The organism is Paenibacillus radicis (ex Xue et al. 2023), assembly GCF_024722015.1.
Taxonomy (GTDB): domain Bacteria; phylum Bacillota; class Bacilli; order Paenibacillales; family NBRC-103111; genus Paenibacillus_S.
Window position 1 is genome coordinate 198,876 of sequence record NZ_JANQBD010000007.1, and the last position, 13,375, is coordinate 212,250.

Below are 13,375 nucleotides of genomic sequence, written 5' to 3' on the forward strand. Positions count from 1 at the left end.
TGATTACATCCCCTTTGATTCGTTAGTAAAACTAGGCTCCACTACATAAGCCGCTAGCAAGGCAATCGTATTCCACAGGGCCTCGCTGTGAGTACGCTCCATACTGTGAGAAGCGTGCACTCCCGGTCCAACTAACGCTGCTCTAATGTTGCTTCCTCCACGCAAAGCAGCGGATGCATCGGAGCCATATTGCGGATAGATGTCCACTGCATAGGACAACTGATCTCTTTTGGCTAACTCCACCAGCTTACTGGTCATTTCATAATCGTAAGGCCCCGACGAATCTTTGGCGCAAATGGAAACGTCAAACTCTGTGCAGGACAGGTCATCTCCCATTGCACCCATATCAACAGCGATCAGCTCATCTATTTCCGGAGGCAGGTATGCCGCACCATGCCCTACTTCTTCGTAGGTGCTTATTAACAGTTGAAGTGTACAAGCTGGAATTATGTTTTCACGCTTTAACAGCTCCAGCAAACCAAATAATGCCGCTACACCTGCTTTATCATCCAAATGACGTGATTTAATATAACCATTTGCCTTAAATTCAGCTCGCGGATCGAATGAGATAAAATCCCCAACTTCAATTCCTAGCTGCTTAACTTCCTCTACAGTCTTAACAGGCTCATCCAGTCGAATCTCCATAACCGATTCTTCCCGTTTCAATTCTCTGGCATCGCTATATACATGAACAGAAGGCTTCGTTGTCAAGATGGTACCGTCATAGCTGCGTCCATCTCTTGTATGCACCTTGCAATATTCATTCTCGACAGCCCCCATCATATACCCGCCAACCGATGTAAAGCGAAGGGTTCCAGTCGATTTGATTGACCGGACCATGGCCCCCAAAGTATCGACATGAGCTGACAATCCGATCACCCGCTCCGTCTGCTTGCCTGGTACGGTAATGACACCGCAGCCTTTTTTAGTATAGCTTATGGGATAACCTAACTTTCCAGCTTCCGAAGCAACCAGCTTCATAATGTTATGGCAATAACCACTCGGACTGGGAGATTTCAATAATTGCTCCAGAATGTTGTGCACATAAGCTTGGTTAATTTTGGATTTCATTGGAATCCTCCTCTTGTTGTATGGCTTTCCAAAGCGAGTTTCCCTCTGGAAAGCTCTTAAGTATTTGCTTCCGACAAATTTTTCATGTAAGCTTACAAATGAACAAAATGAAGGAGGTTTTTTGCCCAATGTCTGAAAATTTGCCACCAAAAACCTGTACAATCGAACGATTAGTTACCAAGGAAGATGATGTAGAAAAAGTAATTCGTGGCGAAAAAACAGCCACCCGCCGAAACGGCCGTTATGCCGATATCGGTGAAATCATGGAATTAAAAGGCCAAAAATTCGAAGTATATAAGGTTTACCAGCAATCGCTTGGTGAACTGACAGACGAGGCTGTTCAAACTGAAGGCTTCGATAATGTGGAAAGCTATAAAAATCACATATTATCCATGCATGCCGGTATGCCTTGGCTTCCGCACATGAAGGTCTGGGTGCACGAGTTCCGCGCTGTATAAGCGAGTTATCGCCTGTATCTTCCTTTGACAAGCGGCTGCACTATCCCATTGAGATGTGAGCATTTGTCAAAGCTAGGCTGTGCATACAAGCTGTACTTTATATTCAACGAAGCAAAAACAGTGTAGTCTTCAATAAAATGAATGCTACACTGTTTTATTAACCTTTTCAAGTTTGGAGGCTTTAATCTTGTATTCCTGGCTAGTCTTTATCCACGCAGTAAGCGCATTAGTTTCAATTGGACCTTTTATTGTACTAATCCCTATGTTATCCAAGCTTAGGACAGCAGAAGGAATACTGCTGCATTCCTATCTAGATTCATTTCATTTCGTTGTCCGTTTATCTAAACATTCCGGCCATGTCCTGGTGTTCTCCGGGCTTCTGCTGCTTTGGCTTGGCGGATGGCCGTGGACTACACCGTGGATTGCAGGGACGTTCATCGTACTTATTGCTTCATTATTTTTTATGGCCCGCGCCTTTTCCCCAACGATCCGTCGACTTAGGCAGCCCGAGCATGACCGAAAAGCTTTGGTAAACAAGCTGTCACGCGCTTTATATTACTACATGTCAATTCTGTTTATCATGTTATGGATGATGATGATGAAACCGGCTCTTTGGTGAATATCCATTCACTTGAGCCGGTTTTTTCAGCTGTCTAAAATTAAGATTGAAAGTCAACACAAACACTTGTACCGTCAAGCACCTGTTTCATGTGCTCTTTAACTCCCAAATGAATCGGATGCCCGTCATAAGCTTGAAGATCCTCAAGGGATTCGAACTTAGTAATCAGAGCAATGTCATAGGAACGTTCCAAATGAAGCACATCAAGTCCTACTTCAATATATTTTAAGACTGGAATTTTCCCTTCCATATTGGTCAGAACTTGAGCTGTTGCTTTTACGGCTTCTGGGCTGCGGTCTTTCAGTTTAAAAAATACAACATGAGTTATCATCAAATAAACGTCCTCTCTTTAATAAAAATAATAGTTCAATATGTACAGTAAAAGAAATATGCGGCAAATGCACATATTCCTTTACTCTGATACCACCAATCACTTATTGACTGTCTGGTTAGACCATTCTTCGACATCCCATACGTTAGTTACCCAATCTTCATAAAAATCCGGCTCATGACAAACGAGCAGAATCGTGCCTTTAAATTCTTTTAATGCACGCTTAAGCTCCTCCTTGGCAACAACATCCAGATGGTTCGTCGGCTCGTCAAACAAAATCCAGTTGCTTTCCCGCATCAAAAGCTTGCACAGGCGCACTTTAGCTTGCTCTCCACCGCTCAGCATGCTCATCGGCCGGGTGATATGCTCATTCTTTAGTCCGCAACGGGCTAAAGCGGCCCTTACCTCATGCTGGTTCATACTCGAAAACTCATTCCACACATCATCGATAGGTGTCAAATTGGGAGCTTTTACTTCCTGCTCAAAGTAGGCGGGAAATAAAAAATCACCTAAATACGTTTTACCGCCATATGCTGGCACCTTACCTATGATCGTCTTCAGAAGAGTGGATTTACCTACACCATTACAGCCGACGATAGCAATTTTATCACCACGCTCAATGGTCATGTTCATTTTGGGCAGAAGCGGTGAGTTGTATCCAATTACCAAGTCCTGACCTTCAAAAACGGTTTTACCGCTTGCCCTAGCTTCTTTGAACTGGAACGTCGGTTTAACCGCAGTTTCAGGACGATCTATCCGGTCCACTTTATTCAGCTGCTTCTCACGGCTTTTTGCGCGGCCTGAGGTGGACGCCCTTGCTTTGTTACGCTGAATAAAATCCTCTTGCTTTTTAATATATTCTTGCTGCTTTTCGTACGCATCAATATGCTGCTGTTTATTCATATCTGCCATTTGCAGAAACTTTTCATAATTAGCTGTATAACGTGTAAGCTTGGAAAACTCCAAATGATAAACAATGCTTACAACCTTGTTCATAAATTCCGTATCATGAGAAATCAAAATAAAGGCATAAGGATAGCTTTGCAAATAGTTAGTCAACCATTCAATATGCTCGACATCCAAATAGTTGGTCGGCTCATCCAGCAGCAGCGCCGTAGGCTGCTCTAGCAGCAGCTTAGCCAATAGAACCTTGGTCCGTTGACCGCCGCTCAGCTGTGCTACATCCCGGTCCAAGCCGATCGCGTCCAAACCAAGACCATTGGCCATCTCTTCAACTTTGACATCGAGCAGGTAAAACCCGCTATTTTCCAACCTGTCCTGAATTTCCCCCATTTGCTCTAGCAGCTGCTCCAGCTTCTCCGGGTCCGCATCTCCCATTTGCTCGGTTATACGCATCATTTCGGCTTCTTGTTCAAAAAGCGGAAGAAATGCATCATTCAGAACGTCACGAATAGTTTTGCCCGGAGTCAGCTTAGTATGTTGATCCAAATAGCTGTATTGAACTCTTGGGGTCCATTCCACTTTGCCTTCGTCTTTTAATAACTGACCTGTCAAAATATTCATTAGCGTGGATTTACCCACACCGTTAGCTCCAACTAAACCGACATGCTCACCTGCTAGCAATCTGAAAGAAACCTGCTTAAACAAAACTCTGTCACCAAATGTATGGCTTAAATCTTCAACTGTCAACAAACTCATTGCTCTTCGATAATCTCCTGTCTATTGTAAATAATTGTATATTTTTAGAAATTGAAATAAAAACAAGACATATTATTATATCACTTTCGCCATTCGACAGGGAATAGGAGGTTCAAATTTTTACAACGATAATACAATCGTTTCCAAGGTGTTTGCGTCGATGTTACCGAACGAAGCAAAAGTAGACTTATATTATCATTTGACCGCTTGTCCAACGCTTTGTCGATCAGCAAATCGCAAATGTTTTGCAAATCAGGCTGCATTTGCTCACCTTCACGTAATAAACGCTCAATGCCCATATCAGACACACGATTGTAAAAGCCATCGCTGCAAAGAAGGAAAGTATTGTGCTTTGTATAGAAGCCTGTTCGCTTTATAAGCTTCAATTCTTTTTGCATGCCAAGGCACTGCAAAAGCACATGCCGTTTCGGATGCTTGCGTGCTTGCTGGCGAGTTAATCTGCCTTTGCGAATCTGTTCAGCTGTCCATGATTGATCCTTCGTTAGCTGGGAGAGCCGATTTCTACGACTGACCTTGTAAATGCGACAATCACCTATATGGCAAATAAAGTATGTTTCACTAAACAAGAAAACAAGAGTCAGAGTAGTGCCGAGTCGACTCCCGAATAGCTTGCCTAATTCGATAAGCTGATTATTCACATCATGAAATAAACGATCTGTAGAAGGAGCAAGAGCTGACCAAATATTTTTCGATCGAAGCAAGGAAGGAAGCTGCTCGTCCAGCCATACCTTTACGGTCTCCAGCGCAGTCTCGCTGGCTTGTCCTCCGTCACCGCTCCCACCCATACCGTCAGCAATCACAGCTACAGCATACGGTTCCCCTTTATCAGTGGAACCGATGCGCAACAATGAGCGGTCCTCATTGACCATCCGAAACCAACCTGAATGGGTAGCGACTCCATACTGCCAATGAATGGCAAATGTTGTTTTCAACCCTACGACCCCATTTTAAACGTATAATCGATATTAATTATTTTAACTATATCACCTTCTTGCAAAGAATACATCCGATAAGGCACCAAAATTTCTCCATTTACACGGGTTCCGTTACGTGAACCAAGATCCTTCAACCAAAATGCTTCATTCTCGCGAACGATTTCCGCATGAATTCGTGAAATACCTTCTTCATCATGAGCAAGATCAACCTGACCTCCCGGTCTGCCAATTACAAAAGCAGCCTTGTTGATCTGAGCTTTCCTGGCTGACCCATCACAATTCCATTCCAGATATGGAGCGGCTGCTTGGGATTTTTGCAGATGTGCTGCCTGCTTTAAAAGCTGAGTTGCCCCAGACGGTGTCAGAAACGTTGTCCGCTGCTCGAGGCTCTTGTAGTATGTATCTGGTGTAGGATTAGTTATCTCAGTCGAACTGCCAGCAGCTAGTTTAGATTCCAGCCTTGATACAAGAGGCATAGACGAGTCTTCTAGAGAGGGACCCGAATGTGCTGATTGCTCTCTTTTTGGCACAAAAAAAGGCACTAAGCTGGCTTGATCCTCGCTTTTATTGCTCTCCTCCACTCCATCCTGATTAGGTCCAATTTTCCAAAAATCCATTTCCATAGTGTCATCATCCTGCGATTGTGGCTTCCAGATCCACAGAATGCAATAAACAACATCTGCTGTTAACAACGATAAACCAGAGCAGATCATTAACCAGGCCTCACCTGAATAATCCAAATACAGCTTCCATATTAAACATAGAACAAGAAAGCCAACCAGCATAACCGGAATTTGAAGCTTTCTTCGCTGTTCTGGCTGAAGCATCTGTTCTGCTTCCTTATCCAATAAAAGAGATGAAGGTGAAGGTGGAGCAACCGAGAACTGTGATGCCCCAGTAACACCAACACTAAGCGGCGCCGATAGCCTTACCTGCATGCCCTTCTCCTTAACGACAGGTTCAAGGTTGTTCACATGCTTGTGGTTAAACCTCGCAGATTGCTCAGAGTAAGACTGCTTTTGTTCTTTAGCGGGTTCAGGTTCATGTAACGAAGATGCAAAAGGTCGCTTAGACATTCCTTTATCTAATTCAATCCTGTTCACACTGCTATTAGGTTGATTCATATGTTTAAGCAGCAGTTGCTTAAGCATTGGCAAATTAAAAGATTCATCCATCAAATAATTCATAAGCTCTTGATAACCGCTGCCCGATAATTCAGTTACTTTATGGATCAGCCTTGAGGCCAAATGCTGTAAATCCGCGGATACCGAATTTTTATCAGTTAAAAGCTCTTTAGGTACATAGGTAAGGTACATATCACACCAATCGTCGCTGCAGTAAATATAATCCTCCTTTAAAACATATCTTCCTTCTTGCAGCATGTAAATGTTGCTTGAGGCAACAGTATCCACGATTCGGTATAGCAATGTAAAAAACTGTTTGATATTCAAGCTTTCAAGCCGCAGCCAGTGTGTGAGCATCCGTTTGCCTGTAATGTTGTAATACAGCTTGATATGCTGATTGATTTCCTCTATTTGCATTTCAAGCAGCTGGGGGATTTTATTGATCTGCAGCATGTTGACCTGGAATTCGGACAGTTCCTCCCTGCGAAGACCTTCAAGTGAAGATAGCACCATATAATGTCCATTGCGAGTAACAAAGTCTACTTGCAAGCCATATAACTGCAAATTCATTCCTTGCTCCTCCTTTCACTATGAAATTTGTAAATAAGCTGCTGTCGCAGCGGCAGGAAGTACCGCCCACATAAAAGGAAATCGGAAATTTTGCGAAGATTTTGCGAAGCCTTTCAATTGTTTCGTGTCCTTCCAAAGAAAAAAGAGCAGCAGCATTCTCGCAATTAGTACACCTCTCCTCTTCCATTCCCATCTCCACAGTAGAATCAGACAGCTAATACAAGCAGCATATACAAGCGAATACATAATGCTCTGAAGTACAAATTCCGCCCCCGTTAAAGCTCCCAGCGCGGCAAATAACTTAACGTCACCCGCTCCTACCGCATGTATCCAATACAACAGCAGCAACGGAATAAAGCCTAGTAACGCACCTATTAAAGCAAAGCTGGCCCCTGAGTACCCTTCAGTCGCAATATGCAGCACAATACCTATAATTAAGCCGGCTGCCGTAATCCGATTCGGTATTTTTTGTTGAACAATATCCGTTGCAAATGCAATGGCAAGCAGTCCACCACTCAATACAGCAGCGATCATCAGCTTCCACCTACCCATGCTCGCTCAAACGCTTTTTTACGAATAAAAATCTTCTTTCTGAAAAAGGGAACATTCAGCTGAAGCTCATACTCCGCCTCGATACCAATAAAAACATTCTCCTTATCGTTGAAATCCGGCAATGTAACATTGATGACTTTGAGCCGATCCTTTTTTAGACGTGTCTGATTAGCATAAAGCGCTACAACAGGAACAAATGCATTATTCAGTAAAGGCTTGTAGACAGCCTCGATTTTCTTTTTTGTTTCATCTGTCCCTGCTTGAGCAAGCTCTTCTAGCTGCAGCCTTTTCGTTTTCTCCCATCCCATCAGAGCAATTACTGGATCTGGAATCCATCTTTCATACTCATCGATAAATTGCTCCGTATCAACTGCACCCTGCTTCACCGATTGTATTTTCCCTAACGCAAGATCAATCCAGCCATTTACTGAGCTTTGATTCCATTGGCTTTTGGCGCCGGCATAAAGCAGGTCGACGGGATACATATTAACTGCCAAAACCTTGGTCGTCTCCGAAACAGCAGACTGCAATGCCATCTCGGTTAACGATATTTGGATAAAGGCAATAAGCATAAGAACAAAAGAAAGAAACAAAGGTAATACAAGGGCAGCTTCCAGCACGATTCCTCCCTCCTGATTTCGGATCAGCTTCATATTCCACCTCCATGAGATGTTAGTACGCCATTACACCCGTTTTAATGATATGACAACGCGTCCCTTTTACCTCGCACGAGTATAATTCTGCAACCCCCAGAACCTTCATTAATCCTGGTAAAAACCATAGCTTTACTGAAGTCGTAGCCGTTCCTGACAAGTAGGTTGCGCTTTGCTCTAAAGGTATTCCGGTGTTTAATTCGATCAATGATTGCATCCGTGAGAGCAGCACTTTGTCTCGGCTGTGAAGAAGCAGGAACATTCGCAAATAGTCTTTGTACGACAAGGTAACAACGCTGCCAAATTTTTTAGACAACGGAACCTGCTCTCCCTGTACAAGCTTGATCATATCCATCTGAGCTTTCACGGCCCCTTCGGCAACTGCAGCCAAAAACACAAGAAGCGGAGAACCTGCATTCAAGGATTGAATATGCGGTTCTGTCAGAGCCTCAGCAGTCCCCACCGCAAGCCGGAAAACAAATATTTCCGCATACGCAGCTGAATAATTGCCTATACAGGAATTCGCTCCATACAGCAAATATTCCAGCTCTTGATTTAATAAGGTGTGGCTATCAGGCTGAGACAACTCTTTGGAGGTCTTGGGTTGACCGGAAATGTCCTTCTCCAAGCCGAGTGTTCTATAGTTAAACTTGCTGATAGCAAATTCGTCCAAGTAAAACTCATCCCTGACTTCTGATAGAACAGATTCAATGGAAGAAATAAGATTCATTGCACTCATTCCAGCTTTATCTGCATTAACAAGATTAAGATCAGGCACAGGCTGTGCCAAATCGATTTGGCGGTTTGCTCCCATGTAGCGTTGGTAAAGACCTGTACTTCCTTTAACTGGATCTCCCTGCAGAGTGACATAATGCTCTTTAAATGGATCTGTCGTACTTACAAGGCTGCAGCTGCCCATTGCCTTCGTTACTTGATCCAAATAGGGCTGCGCTTTACTGCGCTGTTCCCGTTTGGAGGTGGCTATGACGTTCTTATTCTTATTTCGTTCGGTTTCCTTGCCCCCTTGCTTCACATACAGCTCGTGTACCTGCTTCCAAAAAAGTTGATTTGTATTGTCCGCATTCCTATAATTGTTAGCATCAAACAGCAGAACACTGGCGAGCTGAGCTTCAAGTCCCGAAAACATCGCCACAGCTCCCGCTGCCTGACTACCATATTCATCCAGCTCCTGCCTTTGAATAATATGAATTCCTTGAAACGCCTGATTCGCGGGATAAGCAGGAGAGGAGCCAGTTGACTGGGTATCTATCGACCGCAATTGTTCATTCAACTGATCATTTGCTGAATTTGCTTGTGCCAGCGCCTCCTCAAATAATTTCAAATAAGCTATTAATTCAGACACGTCCATGGACGATTTTAATTTCAACATAACCAACAGCTCTGCGTACTTAATTACATCCTCCAATAATCGATCCAAATCACTAATTGTATCATTCAAATCTGATATTTGAGCTTTCAATTCTGATTGCGTGTCGTATAATCGATCAAGAGCGGCCGCTGAATCCGAACCTGATTCTATTAAGGATCTTATTCGAAGATCAATTTTCTTTACTTGATCCCTTAAATCTGTCAAATCCCGTTTAGCATTCTGAATGGATTGCTTGACCTCAGTAACAGTATGAATACCAACTCTATCGCTAAGCTGGTTCAACGCTTCCAATTGGACCTTGTAGTAAGGGTGTACAGATGTGGCCTTTTGATGGATGGATATCCATTCCTTCCATGCTTGATCAAGATAGCCGTCTCGTTCTTCGAGCAGAGCTTCAATTTTCACCGCATTATGTGCATATTGGGAGGCCTGCGACATAGTAGCAGCCAAACCTGTTTTCTTAAATTTATCTGCTATCTCCAAGGAATAAATCATTGGCGCACGATATTTCATTTCCTCCAAAATTTGTTTTTTTAAAAAGATATGATTTCCGAGCGTATACATGGAGGTTATGCCCGATCCATCCGTTTCCAACTTTTGATCAATGAAGCTGAAGCCCCCCGCTGTAACAGAACCGGACATATTTTCTGAGACGGTTTTCAGAAATAATGCCTCGGATTTATCCTGTTCCTGCTCCAGAGCATACAGACCATACTTATGCAGCTGAGGGGAAAAAGCAGACAGAGTAGAGCGGACTCCCGTTTTCACCGCATTCTCCGCTTCCTTCTCTGCCACTTTAAGACGTGAAAAATCGATCAAGAGGGCGCATAACAAAAAGACCGAAACCAAAATCATTATCAAATACAATGAAACTGCTCCATCCTGCTCCCGGATCAGCTCCCTCCAAGGTCTCACATAATCTCGCTCCTCTCATAACAAAATCTTTTTACGGGCAGACCGTTAATCATTCATGAATAACAATCACGATTCCTCTCCTTTCCAGCTCCTGCCTCAAGCTTGCTGACAACTTAACCTGGCTATTACGGGACTGCTTAAAAAAGTGCCAGACCACTCCTTTGACTGCTGTCCCATTCTGAAGAAGTTGAGCGTCCTTGGGCATTTGTTCATTACGAAGCTGACTTTCACTAAACGTATAGAATGCCTGGTGCGCCACCTGATTTGTATCCATTGCATCTACTACTCGCTGTGTATCCACATTGACATTAATAGTTAGCTCTCTTCCATTTACGAGAGTTTGCAAATATAGGACTGCTGTTTTGTGGCTGTTAATAACAACCGGTTTCTCTGGTACTGATTTGGGCTCTATCAAAGTTAATAGTGCATCGCTTGGCTTTATTCTGCCTTTTACTTCTTGGATAAAAGTTCGAGTGAGGTCAATGACCCGGATTGTTTCTACGGGATCGACCACTTGAGCGGCCGCTGAAGCTTGTACTTTACTCTCTAGTTTGTGCTCTACGTAGCGAGGAGAATGGAAGGGTTTGACCAGATGAACGCTCACTTCCCGGCTAATCCCATTATTCTTGTACTGCATCGATCCACTCCACTCCGATGAGGCTGCTTCCCCAATCCGCAGCAGCTTCCCCTCGAGGCCGTTATTTGCTTTCTGTCCTGCGACAGGCAGCGTTACTTGTGAAGCAGCGTTCGGGATCAGGAAAGAGAACAGATCGGATACACTATCACTATTCAACCTCCAATACAAACCATCGTCCTCTCCAACCGTAAAAGCGCCTGTAATCGGATTCTTTTTGCTATTGTCCCAGACGAACGCGGCACGGTCTGCAGCAATTCCCGCCGTTTGATAGGCAGATGAAGTTTGAAACACAAACATCGCTAAAAACAACAGTGAGATCGTACTCAATAATATAAGGGGTAGCACAAAGCTGGCTTCGATTGTAAAGCTTCCATTCGTATCCATAAGCCACAGCTTCATTCTATTACAGCTCAACCTCGCCTCCACAATCATCTGCCATTTTCTATGGACTAATTGAATTTGCATCGTTTACAATGGAACCCGATTGTCCGGATATTTGCGTATTAGCGGAATTAAATAAATCACCCACCCATTTCATAATCCATTTTCTAAAAGCGATCGCTATAATAACAAGCACAGCTACGATCAATAATATTTCAAGGGTTCCTAACCCATCCTCATCCTCCCAAAAGCCGCTAAGCGCTTCGCTCATCCTTTTCATGACTATTTCTCCTCTCATCCTTGATTACGATTAACCCATGGTCATGATGGCAGGCGCCGCTACAACAACCATCACAACCATAAAAATGACAACCATTGGAAAAACCATTTTGGAAGAGGCTTCCTCACCCAATGTTTTAGCCAACGATTTTCGCTTTTCCCAGAGACTCGATGACAGTTCCTTTAAGGACATGACCAATTCATCACCGCCCCTTTTATAGTTGAGCAGCAGCGTGGTTGTAAATAAAGACACCTCCTGTACACCGCAGCGCTTGTTGAAATCCTCCATCGATTTAGTAAAGGATGCATTCATCTGGATTTCGTAAGCGGCTTTAGCCAGCTCAGTAAGCAGTGGGCTCGCTTCAATATCCGACTTGCGTTCCATGCACCTCATCAGAGCCTTTTGCAGAGTTTCCCCGGCATTTACAAGCAGAACAATTAGATTAACTACCTCAGGGAGCTCCAACAGCATCTGCCTCTTTTTCTTTTGCAGCCTGACTGCCAGCTCTTTGTAAAATATGAACGGCAGCAGCGCATTCAAACAGCACCCGTAAAGCAGCATTTCAGCACCGCCCTCAGAAACCAAGGATAGTACCGTGCTTCCAAACAAAACAATAATCTCAATTGTAATTACATTAGCGGCAAAGCATTTAGTGCGAATAACAGCGGTTTTACTTCCATGCAATCCAGCCATTACTTGATGAACACGGGATAACGGCTCTGACAGGTGATCCGCTAGCCGCAAACGGTCCATCAGCCACAACGACAATGGTGCGGCAAAGGATAGTTTTAAATAGATCTTTTGTTCCTTCAAAAAGGCACTGTAGTGAGGTGTTGCTATCAGCAGCAGCCATCCTCCGATCACAAGTTGTACGCCTAACAGCATCAGAATCACCAACCGTGCATCACACCTTAATGTTCATAATCATTTTGGTTACTGCATAACATCCGATCAAAATAATCAAAGACACTGTCATGATTAAAAAACCTGAGCCTTGGTACATCGGCTCCATATAATCCGGGGAACTAAAGCTTAATACAGCAATTACAATAAGCGGAGCAAACGCAAGAACCTTGGATTCAAACCGTTTCTGTGACATCATAACTTGAATATCCTGCTGAATATCCAGCTTCTCTTGAATGATTGAAGAGGTACGACGAATTACATGAACCAAATTGCCGCCAGTTCGTTTGCAGGTCATAAATACATCAGTAAACTGTTGGATATCCTCCAAAGCCGAACGTTCGCTTAAATCTTTCAAGGCGTTTTCAATGGTTTCACCATTGTTGATGCGATGGTTTATCGTTTCAAGCTCTTTAACTATTAGCGCTCTAGGATCAGGATAAAGTAACCGCAAATCCAGCAAAGCCTCTTGGAATGCAGTTTCTACTGATTTGCCAGCACCCAGCGCAGAAGATATAGATGCCAGAGCTTGCTTAAACTGCAGCTGCAGTTGGCTTTTGCGCTTGCGTATCAATCCCTTTCGGCGTATGACAGGGTAATACAACCCAAACAATGAAAGGATCAAAGCGCCACCGATATGTTTGTAAAAAATATAGCCGACAATACCCAAGCAGCTGCCGGCAGCTAATATCGAAATGAGAATTTGCCCAGAAGTCATGACATACTCGTTGTAATGGATCAAACTCCCATTAACAAGCTCCCTGCGGGGCTGTTGATTCCTTTTCAAGAATGAAAAACCTATCCAGCAAACTCCCCCAATCAGAATGATCAAAACTACAGCAGTCAACTGACTTTCCTCCCCTGGCAAAGCACAGT

At 43.6% G+C, this 13,375-nt stretch carries 14 protein-coding genes; 2 read left to right on the plus strand and 12 right to left on the minus strand.

What is annotated here, in order from left to right:
* Positions 1-3: 3 nt before the first annotated feature.
* The gene (locus NV381_RS11600; RefSeq protein WP_258213445.1) at positions 4-1,071 is read right to left on the minus strand and encodes a M42 family metallopeptidase; all 1,068 of its coding nucleotides are present in this window, start codon (positions 1,069-1,071) and stop codon (positions 4-6) included.
* Between the two features lie 128 nt (positions 1,072-1,199).
* Here NV381_RS11600 and NV381_RS11605 point away from each other — a divergent pair, with 128 nt between their 5' ends.
* On the plus strand, positions 1,200-1,529 hold the full coding sequence (locus tag NV381_RS11605; RefSeq protein WP_258213446.1) for an ASCH domain-containing protein: 330 nt from the start codon (positions 1,200-1,202) through the stop codon (positions 1,527-1,529).
* Positions 1,530-1,713: 184 nt separating this feature from the next.
* Entirely contained in the window at positions 1,714-2,148 is a 435-nt protein-coding gene (locus NV381_RS11610) for a hypothetical protein (protein WP_258213549.1), read from the plus strand.
* 40 nt (positions 2,149-2,188) lie between these two features.
* Here NV381_RS11610 and NV381_RS11615 read toward each other — a convergent pair whose 3' ends face one another.
* The 11 genes from NV381_RS11615 to NV381_RS11665 all read right to left on the minus strand — a co-directional run bounded on the left by NV381_RS11615 (position 2,189) and on the right by NV381_RS11665 (position 13,346).
* Positions 2,189-2,479: a Dabb family protein gene (locus tag NV381_RS11615; RefSeq protein WP_258213447.1), complete on the minus strand. Its 291-nt coding sequence runs from the start codon at positions 2,477-2,479 to the stop codon at positions 2,189-2,191.
* Between the two features lie 99 nt (positions 2,480-2,578).
* Complete coding sequence (locus NV381_RS11620) at positions 2,579-4,138, minus strand: ABC-F family ATP-binding cassette domain-containing protein (protein ID WP_258213448.1); 1,560 nt, start codon at positions 4,136-4,138, stop codon at positions 2,579-2,581.
* Between the two features lie 80 nt (positions 4,139-4,218).
* Positions 4,219-5,091, minus strand: coding sequence for a PP2C family protein-serine/threonine phosphatase (locus NV381_RS11625; RefSeq protein ID WP_258213449.1), 873 nt, complete (start codon positions 5,089-5,091; stop codon positions 4,219-4,221).
* Positions 5,092-5,093: 2 nt separating this feature from the next.
* A complete protein-coding gene (locus tag NV381_RS11630; protein ID WP_258213450.1) occupies positions 5,094-6,788 on the minus strand; it encodes an FHA domain-containing protein in 1,695 nt (564 codons plus the stop codon).
* A gap of 18 nt (positions 6,789-6,806) precedes the next feature.
* Positions 6,807-7,322, minus strand: coding sequence for an A24 family peptidase (locus NV381_RS11635; protein ID WP_258213451.1), 516 nt, complete (start codon positions 7,320-7,322; stop codon positions 6,807-6,809).
* Entirely contained in the window at positions 7,322-7,993 is a 672-nt protein-coding gene (locus NV381_RS11640) for a TadE/TadG family type IV pilus assembly protein (RefSeq protein WP_258213452.1), read from the minus strand. The genes NV381_RS11635 and NV381_RS11640 overlap by 1 nt, the downstream gene beginning before the upstream one ends.
* Positions 7,994-8,012: 19 nt before the next feature.
* A complete protein-coding gene (locus NV381_RS11645) occupies positions 8,013-10,298 on the minus strand; it encodes a hypothetical protein (protein WP_258213453.1) in 2,286 nt (761 codons plus the stop codon).
* Positions 10,299-10,347: 49 nt separating this feature from the next.
* Positions 10,348-11,349, minus strand: coding sequence for a hypothetical protein (locus tag NV381_RS11650; RefSeq protein ID WP_258213454.1), 1,002 nt, complete (start codon positions 11,347-11,349; stop codon positions 10,348-10,350).
* A gap of 28 nt (positions 11,350-11,377) precedes the next feature.
* Positions 11,378-11,596, minus strand: a complete 219-nt coding sequence (locus NV381_RS11655) for a Flp1 family type IVb pilin (RefSeq protein WP_258213455.1) — start codon at positions 11,594-11,596, stop codon at positions 11,378-11,380.
* A 30-nt stretch (positions 11,597-11,626) separates the two neighbouring features.
* Positions 11,627-12,490, minus strand: a complete 864-nt coding sequence (locus NV381_RS11660) for a type II secretion system F family protein (RefSeq protein WP_258213550.1) — start codon at positions 12,488-12,490, stop codon at positions 11,627-11,629.
* Between the two features lie 10 nt (positions 12,491-12,500).
* Positions 12,501-13,346: a type II secretion system F family protein gene (locus NV381_RS11665; protein ID WP_258213456.1), complete on the minus strand. Its 846-nt coding sequence runs from the start codon at positions 13,344-13,346 to the stop codon at positions 12,501-12,503.
* Between the last annotated feature and the right edge of the window lie 29 nt (positions 13,347-13,375).

What these genes read in the sequence shown, in the direction of transcription:
- NV381_RS11600 (WP_258213445.1), bottom strand. Translation starts at nt 1,071, where the DNA reads ATGAAATCCAAAATTAACCAAGCTTATGTGCACAACATTCTGGAGCAA.
- NV381_RS11605 (WP_258213446.1), top strand. Translation starts at nt 1,200, where the DNA reads ATGTCTGAAAATTTGCCACCAAAAACCTGTACAATCGAACGATTAGTT.
- NV381_RS11615 (WP_258213447.1), bottom strand. Translation starts at nt 2,479, where the DNA reads ATGATAACTCATGTTGTATTTTTTAAACTGAAAGACCGCAGCCCAGAA.
- NV381_RS11620 (WP_258213448.1), bottom strand. Translation starts at nt 4,138, where the DNA reads ATGAGTTTGTTGACAGTTGAAGATTTAAGCCATACATTTGGTGACAGA.
- NV381_RS11630 (WP_258213450.1), bottom strand. Translation starts at nt 6,788, where the DNA reads ATGAATTTGCAGTTATATGGCTTGCAAGTAGACTTTGTTACTCGCAAT.
- NV381_RS11635 (WP_258213451.1), bottom strand. Translation starts at nt 7,322, where the DNA reads ATGATCGCTGCTGTATTGAGTGGTGGACTGCTTGCCATTGCATTTGCA.
- NV381_RS11640 (WP_258213452.1), bottom strand. Translation starts at nt 7,993, where the DNA reads ATGAAGCTGATCCGAAATCAGGAGGGAGGAATCGTGCTGGAAGCTGCC.
- NV381_RS11655 (WP_258213455.1), bottom strand. Translation starts at nt 11,596, where the DNA reads ATGAAAAGGATGAGCGAAGCGCTTAGCGGCTTTTGGGAGGATGAGGAT.